At 64.1% G+C, this 13,158-nt stretch carries 14 protein-coding genes and 1 riboswitch; of the genes, 2 read left to right on the top strand and 12 right to left on the bottom strand.

What is annotated here, in order from left to right:
* Positions 1-193: 193 nt before the first annotated feature.
* The 10 genes from LOY67_RS20655 to cobO all read right to left on the bottom strand — a co-directional run bounded on the left by LOY67_RS20655 (position 194) and on the right by cobO (position 9,231).
* On the bottom strand, positions 194-925 hold the full coding sequence (locus tag LOY67_RS20655; protein WP_265064206.1) for an adenosylcobinamide-GDP ribazoletransferase: 732 nt from the start codon (positions 923-925) through the stop codon (positions 194-196).
* 2 nt (positions 926-927) lie between these two features.
* The gene (gene cobC / locus LOY67_RS20660; protein ID WP_265064207.1) at positions 928-1,503 is read right to left on the bottom strand and encodes an alpha-ribazole phosphatase family protein; all 576 of its coding nucleotides are present in this window, start codon (positions 1,501-1,503) and stop codon (positions 928-930) included.
* Positions 1,500-2,555 (bottom strand): nicotinate-nucleotide--dimethylbenzimidazole phosphoribosyltransferase, encoded by a 1,056-nt coding sequence (gene cobT, locus LOY67_RS20665; protein WP_265064208.1) that lies wholly within the window; start codon positions 2,553-2,555, stop codon positions 1,500-1,502. Before cobT ends, cobC begins: the two co-directional genes overlap by 4 nt.
* Positions 2,552-3,073, bottom strand: coding sequence for a bifunctional adenosylcobinamide kinase/adenosylcobinamide-phosphate guanylyltransferase (gene cobU, locus LOY67_RS20670; protein WP_265064209.1), 522 nt, complete (start codon positions 3,071-3,073; stop codon positions 2,552-2,554). Before cobU ends, cobT begins: the two co-directional genes overlap by 4 nt.
* 131 nt (positions 3,074-3,204) lie before the next feature.
* Complete coding sequence (locus LOY67_RS20675; RefSeq protein ID WP_265064210.1) at positions 3,205-4,656, bottom strand: cobyric acid synthase; 1,452 nt, start codon at positions 4,654-4,656, stop codon at positions 3,205-3,207.
* Complete coding sequence (gene cobD / locus LOY67_RS20680; RefSeq protein ID WP_265064211.1) at positions 4,653-5,645, bottom strand: threonine-phosphate decarboxylase CobD; 993 nt, start codon at positions 5,643-5,645, stop codon at positions 4,653-4,655. The genes LOY67_RS20675 and cobD overlap by 4 nt, the downstream gene beginning before the upstream one ends.
* Positions 5,638-6,546 carry an adenosylcobinamide-phosphate synthase CbiB gene (cbiB, locus tag LOY67_RS20685; RefSeq protein WP_265064212.1) on the bottom strand — a complete coding sequence of 303 codons (909 nt, stop codon included), beginning with the start codon at positions 6,544-6,546 and terminating at the stop codon, positions 5,638-5,640. Before cbiB ends, cobD begins: the two co-directional genes overlap by 8 nt.
* Positions 6,543-7,193 (bottom strand): 5,6-dimethylbenzimidazole synthase, encoded by a 651-nt coding sequence (gene bluB / locus LOY67_RS20690; protein ID WP_265064213.1) that lies wholly within the window; start codon positions 7,191-7,193, stop codon positions 6,543-6,545. Before bluB ends, cbiB begins: the two co-directional genes overlap by 4 nt.
* The gene (locus LOY67_RS20695) at positions 7,190-8,608 is read right to left on the bottom strand and encodes a cobyrinate a,c-diamide synthase (protein ID WP_265064214.1); all 1,419 of its coding nucleotides are present in this window, start codon (positions 8,606-8,608) and stop codon (positions 7,190-7,192) included. The genes bluB and LOY67_RS20695 overlap by 4 nt, the downstream gene beginning before the upstream one ends.
* Positions 8,605-9,231 (bottom strand): cob(I)yrinic acid a,c-diamide adenosyltransferase, encoded by a 627-nt coding sequence (gene cobO, locus LOY67_RS20700; protein ID WP_265064215.1) that lies wholly within the window; start codon positions 9,229-9,231, stop codon positions 8,605-8,607. Before cobO ends, LOY67_RS20695 begins: the two co-directional genes overlap by 4 nt.
* 80 nt (positions 9,232-9,311) lie before the next feature.
* A riboswitch (cobalamin riboswitch) is annotated at positions 9,312-9,513 on the bottom strand.
* A gap of 158 nt (positions 9,514-9,671) precedes the next feature.
* Here cobO and LOY67_RS20705 point away from each other — a divergent pair.
* A complete protein-coding gene (locus LOY67_RS20705) occupies positions 9,672-10,256 on the top strand; it encodes a hypothetical protein (protein WP_265064216.1) in 585 nt (194 codons plus the stop codon).
* A gap of 66 nt (positions 10,257-10,322) precedes the next feature.
* The gene (locus LOY67_RS20710) at positions 10,323-11,633 is read left to right on the top strand and encodes a PQQ-dependent sugar dehydrogenase (RefSeq protein WP_265064217.1); all 1,311 of its coding nucleotides are present in this window, start codon (positions 10,323-10,325) and stop codon (positions 11,631-11,633) included.
* Positions 11,634-11,810: 177 nt separating this feature from the next.
* Here the strand turns inward: LOY67_RS20710 and LOY67_RS20715 are convergent, their stop codons facing one another.
* Together LOY67_RS20715 and LOY67_RS20720 are read right to left on the bottom strand one after the other, a co-directional pair.
* A complete protein-coding gene (locus LOY67_RS20715) occupies positions 11,811-12,473 on the bottom strand; it encodes a class I SAM-dependent methyltransferase (RefSeq protein ID WP_265064218.1) in 663 nt (220 codons plus the stop codon).
* Between the two features lie 15 nt (positions 12,474-12,488).
* The gene (locus LOY67_RS20720; protein ID WP_265064219.1) at positions 12,489-13,022 is read right to left on the bottom strand and encodes a C40 family peptidase; all 534 of its coding nucleotides are present in this window, start codon (positions 13,020-13,022) and stop codon (positions 12,489-12,491) included.
* Between the last annotated feature and the right edge of the window lie 136 nt (positions 13,023-13,158).

Here is a 13,158-nt window from a genome sequence, read left to right on the forward strand (position 1 = left end):
AAATGAATGCAAATTTAAATGGACCGGATACTGTAAAGATAACGCCATACCGCAGCGCCGTAGGAGCTGTCGAGCGAAGCGAGGCTGCGATCTTTCCACTGGCAGTTGAATCTCCAGCGAAAGATCAAAAGATCGCAGCCTCGCTTCGCTCGTCAGCTCCTACAGAATCCGAGCGCCACAAAAAAACACACCGTCAGATCAATACCGCTCCCACCAACACAACCATCTCCAGCAGCTCCAGCAAGGCCCCCGCCGTATCGCCGGTGCACCCACCCAGCCGGCGTAGCATCATCTGCCGCAACCCGACGAATACCACCGCGGCGACGATCAACGCCCAGACCCCGGCCCAGCCCGTCACCAGCACACAGCCCAGCGCACAGAGCGACAAGACCTGCCACCCCGCAGGTCGCGGCAGATGATCGGCGAGCGCCTGGCCCAACCCGCCGGCCCGCACATAAGGGGTGGTCAGGAACAGGCCCAGCAGCGCGGCACGCCCGAGTACCGGCACGATGACCAGCATCAGGGCTTGTCCCTGTTCGAGCAGCGCCAGCAACGCGGCGAACTTGAGCAGCAGCACCAATACCAAGGTGATCACGGCAATCGGCCCGCTGCGCGGGTCTTTCATGATCAGCAGCGTGCGTTCGCGGTCGCCAAAGCCACCGAGCCAGGCATCAGCGCTGTCGGCCAAACCATCCAGGTGCAGACCGCCACTGAGCAGCACCCATGCCGTCAGCAACAGCGCGCCATGCAGCAGCAACGGCGTGCCGAGCAGCAAAGCGTTGAAGGCCCACAGCAAAACACCGAACAACAACCCCACCAGCGGATAGAACAGCAGCGACCGGCCAAGCTGCGCCGGCTCCGGCATGCCCGGCAGGCGAACCGGCAGGCTGCTGAGAAATTGCAGGGCGATCCAGAACGGCAGCATCCTCAGTTCATCTCCGTAAACACTGAGCCGGACGACACCCGCAGGGAAAACAGCGCGCCGTGGCCCACTTCAACGTTGAGTAATTGCTCCCGGGGCAGGCCTCTGGCCCGGGCCAGCAACAATTTCATCACGCCGCCATGGCTGACCAGCAGCACCCGCTGCCCCGCATAAGCTGCGTGCAGGCGCTCCACCGCCGCCAGGACCCGCGTCGAAAACGCCAGCACCGGCTCACCATCGGGAGGGGTGAACTCATAAGGATCGGCCCAGAACCGGCCCAGGGCCTCGGCGTCAGTGTCCATCAACGCCGCAGCGCTACGCCCCTCCCAGGCACCGAAATGCAGTTCTTGCAAATCGGCGTCCAAGTGCACCGGTACGTTGAGGCGGCTGCCGAGCTGCTCGGCGAAACGCGCACAACGCTGCAACGGCGAACTCACCAGCCGATCCCAAGGGCCATCCCCTGCTACAGCCGCCTGCATCTGTTCCCAGCCCCTGGCCGTCAAGGCATCGTCGAGGCTGCCACGCAACCCGCCACCCAATTCGGTTTCGCCATGGCGCAGCAGGTCCAGGCGCAAGGTCATGCCGGGCGATCCGCCACGGCCGCTTCGGCAAACGTCGCCATCTGCCCGTGCAGGTCACAGGCCAGGCGCAACAGCGGTACCGCCAGCGCAGCGCCACTGCCCTCGCCCAGGCGCAGGCCCAGGTCGAGCAGCGGTTCGGCGCCAAGGGTTTCCAGGACGTGGCGATGCCCCGGTTCGGCGCCGCGATGGCCGAACAGCAACCATGGCCGGCACCCGGGATTGAGGCGCACCGCCACCAGCGCGGCGACGCTGCAGATGAATCCGTCCACCAGCACCGCGATGCCCTGCTGGGCGCAGGCCAGGTATGCACCGGCCAGCGCTGCGATTTCAAACCCGCCCAGGTTGAACAGCGTCTGCAACGGATCGTTGCACTGGGCTCGGTGCATCGCCAGGGCACGCTCGATCACCTGGGCCTTGTGACTGACACCCGCCGCGTCCAACCCCGTACCCGGCCCGACCAGGTGCGCCACCGGGCAATCGAGCAAGGCACAGGCCAGGGCACTGGCCGCCGTGGTGTTGCCGATGCCCATCTCACCACCGATGAACAACTGCGCGCCGCTGGCGGTTGCACGGGCCACGCTGTCGCGCCCCGCTTGCAGGGCCTGTTCGCCCTGGACCGCGGTCATCGCCGGGCCCTGGACGAAATTCGCCGTGCCGTGCCCGACGTGCAGATGCCGCACACCGGGCAGGTCCAGCGACGGGTTCACGGTCCCCAGGTCCACGACCTCCAACCCGGCGCCCAATTGCCGCGCCAGAACACTGATGGCCGCGCCGCCGCTGACGAAGTTGAGCAGCATCTGCCCGGTGACTTCCTGGGGAAAGGCCGACACGCCCTCGGCCACCACCCCATGGTCGCCGGCAAAAATCGCGATCCACAGTTGATCCAGGCTCGGCTTGACCTGCCCTTGCAGGCCCGCCAGTTGCACCGCCACCGACTCGAGCCGGCCCAGGGAGCCGGCTGGCTTGGTCAATTGTTGCTGACGGGCCGCGGCCTGTTCCTGGGCCTGGGTATCAAGGGACTTGCACGGGTCCAGCCACCAGCGGTGATTCATAACGCAGTACCTTTGAGGGTCAGGGGCAGGCCGGCAACGGTCAGCACGACACGCTGACAACGCTCGGCCAAGGCTTGATGCAGCCAACCGGCTTCATCGACATAACGGCGAGTCAACTCGCCCAGCGGCACGACACCCATCCCGGTCTCGTTGCTGACAAAAATGATTTCACCGGGCAATGCGGCCACGCAATCCAGCAGGGCCTCACGTTCGGTAGCCAATTGTTGCGCGTCTTCGAGCATCAGCAGATTGGTCAGCCACAGGGTCAGGCAATCCACCAGCAGGCAGTGTCCGAGCGCCGCGTTTTCCCGCAGCACCCGAGCCAGGGCCAACGGCTCTTCCACCAACGCCCATTCGGCCGGACGACGAGTGCGATGCAGGGCGACCCGCTCGTTCATCTCGCCGTCCAGGGGTTGGCTGGTGGCGATGTAGGTCACTGGCAAGCGAGTGTCCGCCGCGAGTTTTTCAGCCAGGCGACTCTTGCCGGAGCGGGCGCCGCCGAGGATCAGTTGGAGCATGGTGTATTTACCTTTCAAATAGGCGGTGTTGCTGCCGGCGCCATCGCGAACAGGCTCGCTCCCACATTGGCCCGGTGTTCACAATCCCCTGTGGGAGCGAGCCTGCTCGCGATAGGGCCGGCCCAGCCACCCTAGATCCCACAGAGTTCACGCAACAACCCGGTATCCAGATGCTTCTCCACCAGATCCGCCAACCGCTCGATATCCCGCTCGCGCAAGCCGTGGTAATCCACCGCTTGCACGTCCGCCAACCCGGCCCAACGCAACAAGGCACTGCAAGCCTGCGCAGACTCGAACAAGCCGTGCAGGTAAGTGCCGAAAATCTGCCCATCAAGGCTTTGGGCACCGTCGCAGCGGCCGTCATCCAATTGCACCGAGGGGTGTTCCAGGGCCGGGCCGACGGTCACGCCGGCATGGATCTCATAGCCACTGACCTCGGCATTTTCCAAGGTCAATCGCCCTCGAACATTGCGCAGTTGCTTCTCCTGCTCCAGGGTCGTCTCGAACGCCAGCAGCCCGAGCCCGGCGCTGGAGCCCGGCGCGCCTTCCAGCCCCAGCGGATCGTGGACCTGCTGGCCGAGCATCTGCAAACCGCCGCAGATCCCCAGCAGCTTGCCGCCGTAGCGCAGATGCCGCTGGATGGCCGCTTCCCAGCCTTGGGCCCGCAGGTGGGCCAGGTCGCTGCGCACGCTTTTCGAACCCGGCAGGATGATCAAGTCGGCCGACGGAATGGCCTGGCCGGGGCCAATGAATTGCAGGTCAACCTGCGGGTGCAGGCGCAGCGGATCGAAATCGGTGTGATTGCTGAGGCGCGGCAGCACCGGCACCACCACCTTGAGCACCTGTTCGGCCTTGTCGGTCTGACGCTGATCGAGACCGTCCTCGGCCTCCAGATGCAGGTCCATCACGTAGGGCAGTACGCCCACCACCGGTTTGCCGGTGCGCGCTTCCAGCCAGTCCAGGCCCGGTTGCAGCAAAGCGAGGTCGCCGCGAAAACGATTGATGATGAAGCCCTTGACCCGCGCCTGTTCGCTGGGCGAAAGCAGTTCCAGGGTGCCCACCAGATGGGCGAAGACCCCGCCGCGATTGATATCGGCGATCAACAGCACCGGGCAGTCCACCGCTTCGGCAAAGCCCATGTTGGCGATGTCACCGGCACGCAGATTGATCTCGGCCGGCGACCCCGCGCCCTCCACCATCACCACCGGATACGCTGCGCTCAAACGCTCGTGGGAGGCCAGCACCGCCTGCATCGCGATGGCCTTGTAATCGTGATAGGCCATGGCATTCATGGTGGTGACCGCCCGGCCATGGATGATGACTTGGGCCCCCGTGTCGCTGTTGGGTTTGAGCAGCACCGGGTTCATGTCGGTGTGCGGCTCGAGGCCGGCGGCCTGGGCCTGCACGGCCTGGGCGCGGCCGATTTCGCCGCCGTCGGTGGTGACGGCGCTGTTGAGGGCCATGTTCTGCGGCTTGAACGGCACCACGTCCACGCCCTGGCGCCTGACCCAGCGGCACAGCGCCGTGACCAGGGTACTTTTACCGGCATCGGACGTGGTGCCCTGTACCATCACTGTGGTCATTGGAAATCCTTGGCGTAGGCCTCGAAAGCCTGTTCGAGGCGCAGGAATTCGGCCTCATCGGCCGGCAACCCGAAGCGCAGGCTGCTGTTGTTCGTGAACAACCGCAGGAGAATGCCGCGATGGGCCATAAAGTCGTGGAGCACCTGGGCGTGCTCGGTGACCAGCCACTGGAACAACCCGCAACCACCCTGAGGCTTGAAGCCGTGACGGGCCAGCGTCAGCGCCAGGCGTTGGCTGGCGGCTTCGCAGCGCTGTTGCTGACGGATGTGAGCAGCGGTGTCGAGCAAACAGACTTGACCAAGGACCCGGGTCGGCCCACTGACGGCCCACGGTCCGACCTGTTCGGCGAGCAGCCTGAGCAAGTGTTGCTCGGCCAGGACAAACCCCAGGCGAACCCCGGCCAGGCCAAAGAACTTGCCGAACGAACGCAGCACGATCAGCCCGACCTGATGGGCATGGGTGGCCAGGCTCAGTTGCGGAGTGACATCCATGAAAGCCTCGTCCACCACCAGCCAGCCACCGCGCTGGGCCAGTCGGGCGTGCCAATCCAGCAAACGTTCAGGACTCAGGCTCAGGCCCGTGGGATTGTTCGGGTTGACCACCACCAGCACATCGAGGCTGTCGAGGAAGAAATCCACTTCCGCTTCCAGCACTTCACGCACGATGTAACCGCTGCGGCGCCAGGCTTCGGCGTGCTCGGCGTAACAGGGCGACAGCACGCCGACCTTGCCGCTGCGACGCAGGCGCGGCAGCAGTTGGATGGCCATTTGCGAACCGGCCACTGGTAGCACATGGCTCGCACCGTAATAAGTGCAGGCCGCCTGCTCCAGCCCGTCATCGGTTTCAGGCAGACGCGCCCAGGCCCGCAATGGAATCGCCGGGACGTCGAACGGCCACGGCGCCAGGCCACTGGACAAGTCGAGCCAATCCGCCTCGGCAATGCCGTATTGCCGGGCTGCTTTACGCAGGCGTCCGCCGTGCTCAAGCATAGAACTCAGCTCCCAGGCAGAGAATCAGCAACCACAACCATACGCCGCGCTGCACCAGTTGCCAGCCGCGATCAATGGAATCGGCACTCGCCGGCACGCCCTCGCCCAGGGGTGGACGCTGATGCAGTTCGCCGTGATACACCGCCGCACCACCCAGCTCGACACCCAGCGCACCGGCACCGGCGGCCATGACAGGCCCGGCATTGGGGCTGTCCCAGGTCGGGCCCTGGCTGCGCCAGCACTGGAGCGCCAGACGGGTTTTTCCCAGCAGCGCGTAGGTCAACGCCACCAGCCGTGCCGGAATGTAGTTGAGCACGTCGTCGATTTTTGCCGCCGCCCAGCCGAAGCGCTCGAAGCGTTCATTGCGGTAACCCCACATCGCGTCGAGGGTATTGCTCAAGCGATACAACACCACGCCGGGCGCCCCCGCCACGGCGAACCAGAACAGCGCGGCGAATACCGCGTCGCTACCGTTTTCCAGCACCGACTCGGTGGCTGCCCGGGCGACGGCGGTTTCGTCCAGCTCACGGGTTTCGCGGCTGACCAGATAGCCGACACGCTGGCGCGCTTCGTCCAGATCGCCGCTGCGCAGCGCCCGGGCCACCGGCTCGACGTGTTCACCAAGGCTGCGCAGGCCGAGGGCGCAGTACAACGCCAGGATGTCCACCAGCCAACCCACCAGCGGCGCCCAGGACAGGGCCGTGGCGAGCAAGGTCAGCGGCACCACCGCAATCACCCACGCGGTCACCCCATGGCTGCGCCAGCCGCGCCCGCCGGAGTTGAAGCGCTGTTCGATGCGATCGGCAAACCGGCCGAACGCCACCAGCGGATGCCAACGCCGGGGCTCGCCCAGCAGTGCATCCAGCGCTACGGCGGCGGCACTGAGCAACGCCACACTCATGGGTTTACTCCCCAATGGTTTTCATAAAGCAGTTCATTGAGTGAACGCGGTTGCGCCCAGCCCTCCAGGGCGAGCATCGGTGCCGGATAAAAGCTTTCTACCGGGCCGAGACAGAGTATCGCCAGGGGCTTGGCCCCCGCAGGCAGGCCCAGCAGATCGGCCAGGGCCTGGGGCTCGAACAGCGACACCCAGCCCATCCCCAGCCCTTCGGCGCGGGAAGCCAGCCACAGGTTCTGGATCGCGCAGGACAGCGAGGCGAGGTCCATTTCCGGCAAGGTCCGCCGGCCGAAGATGTGCCGCTCGCGATCATCCATCAACGCCGCCACCAGCACTTCGGCGCAGTCATTGATGCCTTCGACCTTGAGCTTCATGAATTCATCGCTGCGTTCGCCGAGGGCCTCGGCGGTGCGGATGCGCTCTTGTTCCACCAGTTGCCGGATGTCTGCACGCAATGCGCGGTCGCTGATGCGGATGAACCGCCACGGTTGCATCAGGCCCACGCTGGGCGCCTGGTGGGCGGCCTCCAGCAGGCGACGCAGCAGCTGCGGTTCCAGCGTGCCGCCGATGAAGTGGCGCATGTCGCGGCGTTCGGCGATGGCGCGGTAGATGGCGTCGCGTTCGGCCTTAGGAAATGCGTTGTCAGTCATGGCCGCTTCGCGAGCAGGCTCGCTCCCACATCGGGTTGGTGTTCACAATCGGATGGGTGTTCACCGTTCCCTGTGGGAGCGAGCCTGCTCGCGAAAGCGGTCTCTGGATCTGGCGCAAACAGCGCAGCAATCGCCCGCGGATTCGACGGAAAGTAGAAATGCACATAGGAAGCCGTCATCCGCTCCAGCCGGAACACCGCCTCGGCGCCACGCCCGCCGTTAGGGCTGTGACCACGCGCAATCGGCTCCAGATCAGTGCTGGTCAGCGAATGATGGTAGGTATGTCCGCGCAGATTGCCTTCCGGCAGCTCCACCGATTGCAGCGCCAGGGCAGCCAGGCGTTTCTGCATCTGCGCGTCACCGGCGAGCAAACCGAGCAGCTCGGCGCGATTGCCCTCGACATCGGTCAGCGAGTCCAGCAGATACAACATGCCGCCGCACTCGGCCAGCAACGGCTTGCCGGCGTCGTGATGCGCACGGATCGCCGCCAGCATCGGCGCGTTCTGCGCCAGAGCAAGGTGATGCAGTTCAGGATAACCGCCAGGCAGGTACAGGCTGTCCGCCTCGGGCAGCTCGCGGTCATGGATCGGTGAAAAAAAGCGCAACTGCGCGCCCATGGCCCGCAGCAGATCGAGGCTCGCGCCATAGGTGAAGGCAAACGCCTCGTCCCGGGCCACGGCGATGCGCACACCGTCGAGCCACGGTTGCGCGACAACTACCTCGGGCGCGGCGAACGTCACCGCTGGCGGAAGTGTCACTTCGCACGTGCCGGCCAAGGCCTCGGCGGCGGCGTCGAGACGCAGGTCCAGATCGTTCAGCTCGCTGGCCTGGACCAGCCCGAGGTGACGGCTTGGCAGTTCGATGCCGGTTTCCCGGGACAGTGCGCCGTACCAACGCAGGCCTTCGGTGAGACTGCCTTCAAGCAACTGCGCATGGCGCACGGTGCCGACCCGGTTGGCCAGCACGCCGGCGAACGGCAGGTCCGGCTGGTAGCGCGCCAGCCCCAGGGCCAGGGCGCCGAAGGTCTGGGCCATGGCCGTACCGTCGATCACCGCCAGCACCGGCACGCCGAAATGCCGCGCCAGGTCGGCACTGGACGGCGTGCCGTCGAATAGCCCCATCACCCCTTCGATCAGGATCAGGTCCGCTTCGGCGGCGGCTTCCCACAACAGCCGTCGACTTTCCTGCTCGCCGACCATCCACATGTCCAATTGATAGACCGGCGCGCCGCTGGCACGCTCCAGGATCATCGGGTCGAGGAAATCAGGGCCGCATTTGAATACGCGCACCTCGCGCCCCTGGTTGCGATGCAACCGGGCCAGGGCGGCGGTGACGGTGGTCTTGCCTTGCCCCGACGCCGGGGCGGCAATCAGTACCGCCGGACATTGGCGGTCCGCAAACGAAGCGTCACTCACAGTTCGACGCCTTTCTGCGCCTTGATGCCGGCCTGGAAGGCGTGCTTGATCATGCCCATTTCGGTGACGGTGTCCGCCAGCTCGATCATTTCCGGCTTGGCGCCACGACCGGTCACCACGACGTGCTGCATCGGTGGGCGAGCCTGCAGGTCGCTCAGGACCTGATCGAGGTCGAGGTAGCCGTGCTTGAGGGCAATGTTCAATTCATCGAGCATCACCAGGCCGATGGACGGATCGCTCAGCAACTGGCGCGACACGGCCCACGCGGCTTCGGCGGCAGCGATATCGCGCTGGCGATCCTGGGTTTCCCAGGTAAAGCCTTCGCCCATGACATGAAAACGCACCTGCTCCGGGAAGCGCCGGAAGAACAACTCTTCACCGGTGCTGTTGCGGCCCTTGATGAACTGCACCACGCCACAGTGCATCCCATGCCCCATGGCCCGGGCCAGCATGCCGAACGCCGAACTGCTCTTGCCCTTGCCGTTGCCGGTCAGTACCAGCAGCAAGCCACATTCGTTCGGGGAATTGGCGATGCGCTCGTCGATCACGGCTTTCTTGCGCAGCATGCGCGCCAGGTGACGCTCGTCGCGGTCGGACGCATCGGTGTTGGGGGAACCGGACATGGGGAAGCCTCCGTTGGGAACTGGATAACGGCGGGCGGGCACAGGAAAAGACGGCAACAAGCCTGGCATCGCCCACCGTGATGCCGTTGGATGAATCAGGCCGGTCTCCGGGCTCATGAGTGGCGTGACGCCGGGCTGCGCGCCTTCCCGTGTCGATGACACAGTGACTTGATGGCAGCCTTGACTCATTTACCGTTGCGGGGGCAGCGCCGGGTTCTCACCGGTTTCCCTGTTTCACTCTGTCGACCAGGGTCACAGAGCACCTGAAACAAGTCGCGAAGGTTAGAGGGTTGGGGGTGGAGCGTCAATTAAAGCCGCCGTGGGCTCAGCGTCGATCATGGGTCCGAAGCAATAAAATGACGCCAATCTTGTGCCACGTCATGGCAAGTGATATCAAATAGGCATTACGACCCGATATCACAAAAACAAGAGGGCAAAACATGCAAGGCATGATCATCAGCAATCCGAAGCTGGAATTCCTGCGCCCGGTGCTGGAGCGCTGGTTTGACTGTATCGATCGTTACAACGCCGTGCGCGGCGATAACGATACGCCTTACTGGTTCGATGAAAAGGCCAACCTCGGCCTGCTCTCGGCTGCCGCCTGGATGGCCGAGATGGTCACGCTGCAGGACACCGCGACCCGCAAACAGAATGAAGAAGGCGAACGCAACGTCAGTGCCGACCTGTTCATTGCCGGCGCCGATGATCGCGCCTTCATCCAGGCCACCCAACGCTGGCCGAAGGTCAAGAGCCTGAACCTGACCCAGCCCCTGCAGGAGATCACCAGCGATGCCAAGCGCATCAGCTATGCCACTGACCTGAAGCTGGGCTGCCTGTTCGTCTCCCCACAGAAAGCCCAGCAAAGCGCTACCCCTGAAGAACTCCAGGACATGATCGATGACCTGCAAAAGGAAAACACCTGCGCCGTGGCCTGGTACTTCCCTTACAACTATCGCAAGTTGCGTAACGAGGCCGGTCATTATCACCCGGGCATCGCCGTGTTGTTCAAGCAGGCCCACGGCTGACCGGTTGAACCATCGCCGATCTATGCTTCTCTATGAATAACCACATGCATTCATAGGGAAGCCAGCATGCTCAAGCCACCGCACCTTCTGATCGTCGCCCTCGCCGCAGGGCTTGTCGCTTGTGGCGAGTCTTCCACACTGCAAGTCTCCGACGGCACCGGCCCAGCGCCGAAACTGCCCGAGCCGAACAAGACCCTGATCCCCACCGTCAACATCGCCGAGGCTGTCGGCTGGCCCCAGGGCGCCAAGCCCACCGCGGCCGAAGGCCTGCAAGTGGTGGCATTCGCCGAAGGACTGGACCATCCGCGCTGGCTCTATGTGCTCCCCAATGGCGACGTACTGGTGGCGGAAACCAACGCGCCGCCCAAACCGGACGATGCCAAGGGCATCCGTGGCTGGGTGATGAAGAAGGTCATGGGCCGCGCCGGTGCTGGCGTCCCCAGCCCCAACCGCATCACGTTGTTGCGTGACGCCAATCACGATGGCATCGCCGAAACCCGCACGGTCTTCCTGGAGAACCTCAACTCGCCGTTCGGCATGACGCTGGTGGGCAATGACTTGTACGTGGCCGACACCGACCGGCTGATCCGCTTCCCCTACAAGGACGGTGACACGCAAATCAAGGCGCAGCCGACCAAGGTCGTCGACCTGCCGGGCGGCACCCTCAACCACCACTGGACCAAAAACGTGATCGCCAGCCGTGACGGCAGCAAGCTGTACGTCACCACCGGCTCGAACAGCAACGTCGCGGAAAATGGCATGGAGGCCGAGGAAGGCCGCGCGGCAATCTGGGAAGTCGACCGCGCCACCGGCAATCACCGCATCTTCGCTTCGGGCTTGCGCAATCCCAACGGCCTGGCCTGGGAACCGCGCAGCGGTGCATTGTGGACCGCGGTGAACGAGCGGGATGAGATCGGCAGCGACCTGGTGCCGGACTACATCACCTCGGTCAAGGATGGCGCCTTCTATGGCTGGCCCTACAGTTATTACGGGCAGAACGTTGATGTGCGGGTCGAGCCACAGAATCCTGCGCTGGTGGCCAAGGCCATTGCCCCGGACTATGCGGTTGGTCCTCACACGGCATCATTGGGCCTGACTTTTGCCGAGGGCAGTCGTTTGCCTGCGCCGTTCACCGAGGGCGCATTCGTCGGCCAGCACGGCTCCTGGAACCGCAAGCCCCACAGTGGCTACAAGGTGATTTTCGTACCGTTCAGCGGCGGCAAACCGGCGGGCAAACCCGTGGATGTATTGACCGGGTTCCTGAATGCAGACGAAAAAGCCCAGGGCCGGCCGGTGGGTGTGGTGATCGACAAGCAGGGCGGGTTGCTGGTGGCCGATGATGTGGGTAATAGGATATGGCGGGTGTCGGGTAAATAAATCCGCCCTTGCGAACATCCTGTGGCGAGGGGATTTATCCCCGCTGGGCTGCACAGCAGCCCCAAAGCAGCCAACTCAACCTGCTGACACACCGGATTGCTTGGTTTTAGGGCTGCTTCGCAGCCCAGCGGGGATAAATCCCCTCGCCACAAATGTCATTCCAACCAGGAACTGCGCTTAAAGCTTGCGACACAAGGTCAATCCATCCCCCAGCGGCAGCAGCGACAAATCCACTCGCGGATCATCCTTCAAGGCCAGGTTCAGGGCCTGGATGGCGCGGGTGTCCTCGCTCTGGGGCTGGGCTTCCAGCACCCGTCCATCCCACAGCGTATTATCGAACATCACCAGCCCACCTGTGCGCAGCAACCGCAGCGCGTATTCGAGGTAAGCCGGGTAGTTGGCCTTGTCGGCATCGATGAAGATCAGATCGAAGGTGCCGCCCTGGCCTTGGCGCTCAAGGTTGTCGAGGGTTTCCAGAGCCGGCGCCAGGCGCAGCTCGACCCGCTCGGCCAATCCGGCTTCGCGCCAATAACGCAGTGCCACGGCGTTGTAGTCACCGGGAATATCGCAGCAGATCAACGAACCGTCCGGCGGCAACGCCGAGGCCATGCACAACGCGCTGTAGCCCGTGAACGTACCGACCTCCAGCAAGCGCCGGGCGCCAGTGAGCTTCACCAGCAATGAGAGAAACTGACCCTGCTCGGGCGCTATCTGCCAGCGCGCCATGGGCAGCGCCTGGGTCTCGTCCCGCAGACGTCGCTGCAAGGGCGTCTCCCGCAGGGAAACGTCCAGCAGATACTGGTAGAGAGCATCATCGAGGTTGAGGGTACGAGTGGTCATGACAACCTCCGCGAATCAGGGATAGCGCGCGAGGTGTTCCGGTTGCAACACCCGCTTGGCACTCAGATAGGCTTTCTGCCAATAGGCCTTGGACAAGCTGTCGAGCTTGACCGTACCGCCAGTGGCCGGCGCGTGAACGAAGCGGCCCTCACCGACATAGATCCCGGCATGGCTGACCTGGGAGCCGCCGTTGGTGGCGAAGAAGATCAGGTCGCCGCTTTGCAGCGCATCCTTGCCGACATCCGGCGCACGCATGCCGATCATCTCGCGGGTCGAGCGCGGCAGGGAAATGCCGGCGGCATCGCGGTACACATAACCGATCAGGCCGCTGCAATCAAAACCCGAATCCGGCGTATTGCCACCCCAACGGTAGGGTGTCCCGACCAGGCCCAACGCCCGGAAGAGCACGTCTTCGGCGGCCGGGGCCAAGGGTTGCGAGGGTGCAAATACCACGGGGGCCCGAACGGGTGCGGGCGGTGGCGCATGGCTTGCGCAGGCACTGAGCAGTGCGGCAAGGCAAATGAGAGCAAGGCGGGCCGACGTCGACATATGCAGAACAATCCTGATCTGGATGCGGCTTTTCTGCCGTGGACATGAAAACAAATCCGCCTGCGGAGTACGCAGGCGGATTGCCATCAATCAATGATCAAAGATTCTAGCGGCTATGGGGCAAACTTCAAGTAAG

Origin of the sequence: Pseudomonas sp. B21-056 (genome assembly GCF_026016325.1) — a bacterium.
Taxonomy (GTDB): Bacteria; Pseudomonadota; Gammaproteobacteria; order Pseudomonadales; family Pseudomonadaceae; genus Aquipseudomonas.

Bases quoted from the DNA above. Each gene is read 5' to 3' on its own strand.
- cobC (WP_265064207.1), bottom strand. From the start codon at position 1,503: ATGACCTTGCGCCTGGACCTGCTGCGCCATGGCGAAACCGAATTGGGT.
- LOY67_RS20720 (WP_265064219.1), bottom strand. From the start codon at position 13,022: ATGTCGACGTCGGCCCGCCTTGCTCTCATTTGCCTTGCCGCACTGCTC.
- cobU (WP_265064209.1), bottom strand. From the start codon at position 3,073: ATGCTCCAACTGATCCTCGGCGGCGCCCGCTCCGGCAAGAGTCGCCTG.
- bluB (WP_265064213.1), bottom strand. From the start codon at position 7,193: ATGACTGACAACGCATTTCCTAAGGCCGAACGCGACGCCATCTACCGC.
- LOY67_RS20715 (WP_265064218.1), bottom strand. From the start codon at position 12,473: ATGACCACTCGTACCCTCAACCTCGATGATGCTCTCTACCAGTATCTG.
- cobT (WP_265064208.1), bottom strand. From the start codon at position 2,555: ATGAATCACCGCTGGTGGCTGGACCCGTGCAAGTCCCTTGATACCCAG.
- cobD (WP_265064211.1), bottom strand. From the start codon at position 5,645: ATGCTTGAGCACGGCGGACGCCTGCGTAAAGCAGCCCGGCAATACGGC.
- LOY67_RS20705 (WP_265064216.1), top strand. From the start codon at position 9,672: ATGCAAGGCATGATCATCAGCAATCCGAAGCTGGAATTCCTGCGCCCG.
- LOY67_RS20655 (WP_265064206.1), bottom strand. From the start codon at position 925: ATGCTGCCGTTCTGGATCGCCCTGCAATTTCTCAGCAGCCTGCCGGTT.
- LOY67_RS20675 (WP_265064210.1), bottom strand. From the start codon at position 4,656: ATGACCACAGTGATGGTACAGGGCACCACGTCCGATGCCGGTAAAAGT.
- cbiB (WP_265064212.1), bottom strand. From the start codon at position 6,546: ATGAGTGTGGCGTTGCTCAGTGCCGCCGCCGTAGCGCTGGATGCACTG.
- LOY67_RS20710 (WP_265064217.1), top strand. From the start codon at position 10,323: ATGCTCAAGCCACCGCACCTTCTGATCGTCGCCCTCGCCGCAGGGCTT.
- cobO (WP_265064215.1), bottom strand. From the start codon at position 9,231: ATGTCCGGTTCCCCCAACACCGATGCGTCCGACCGCGACGAGCGTCAC.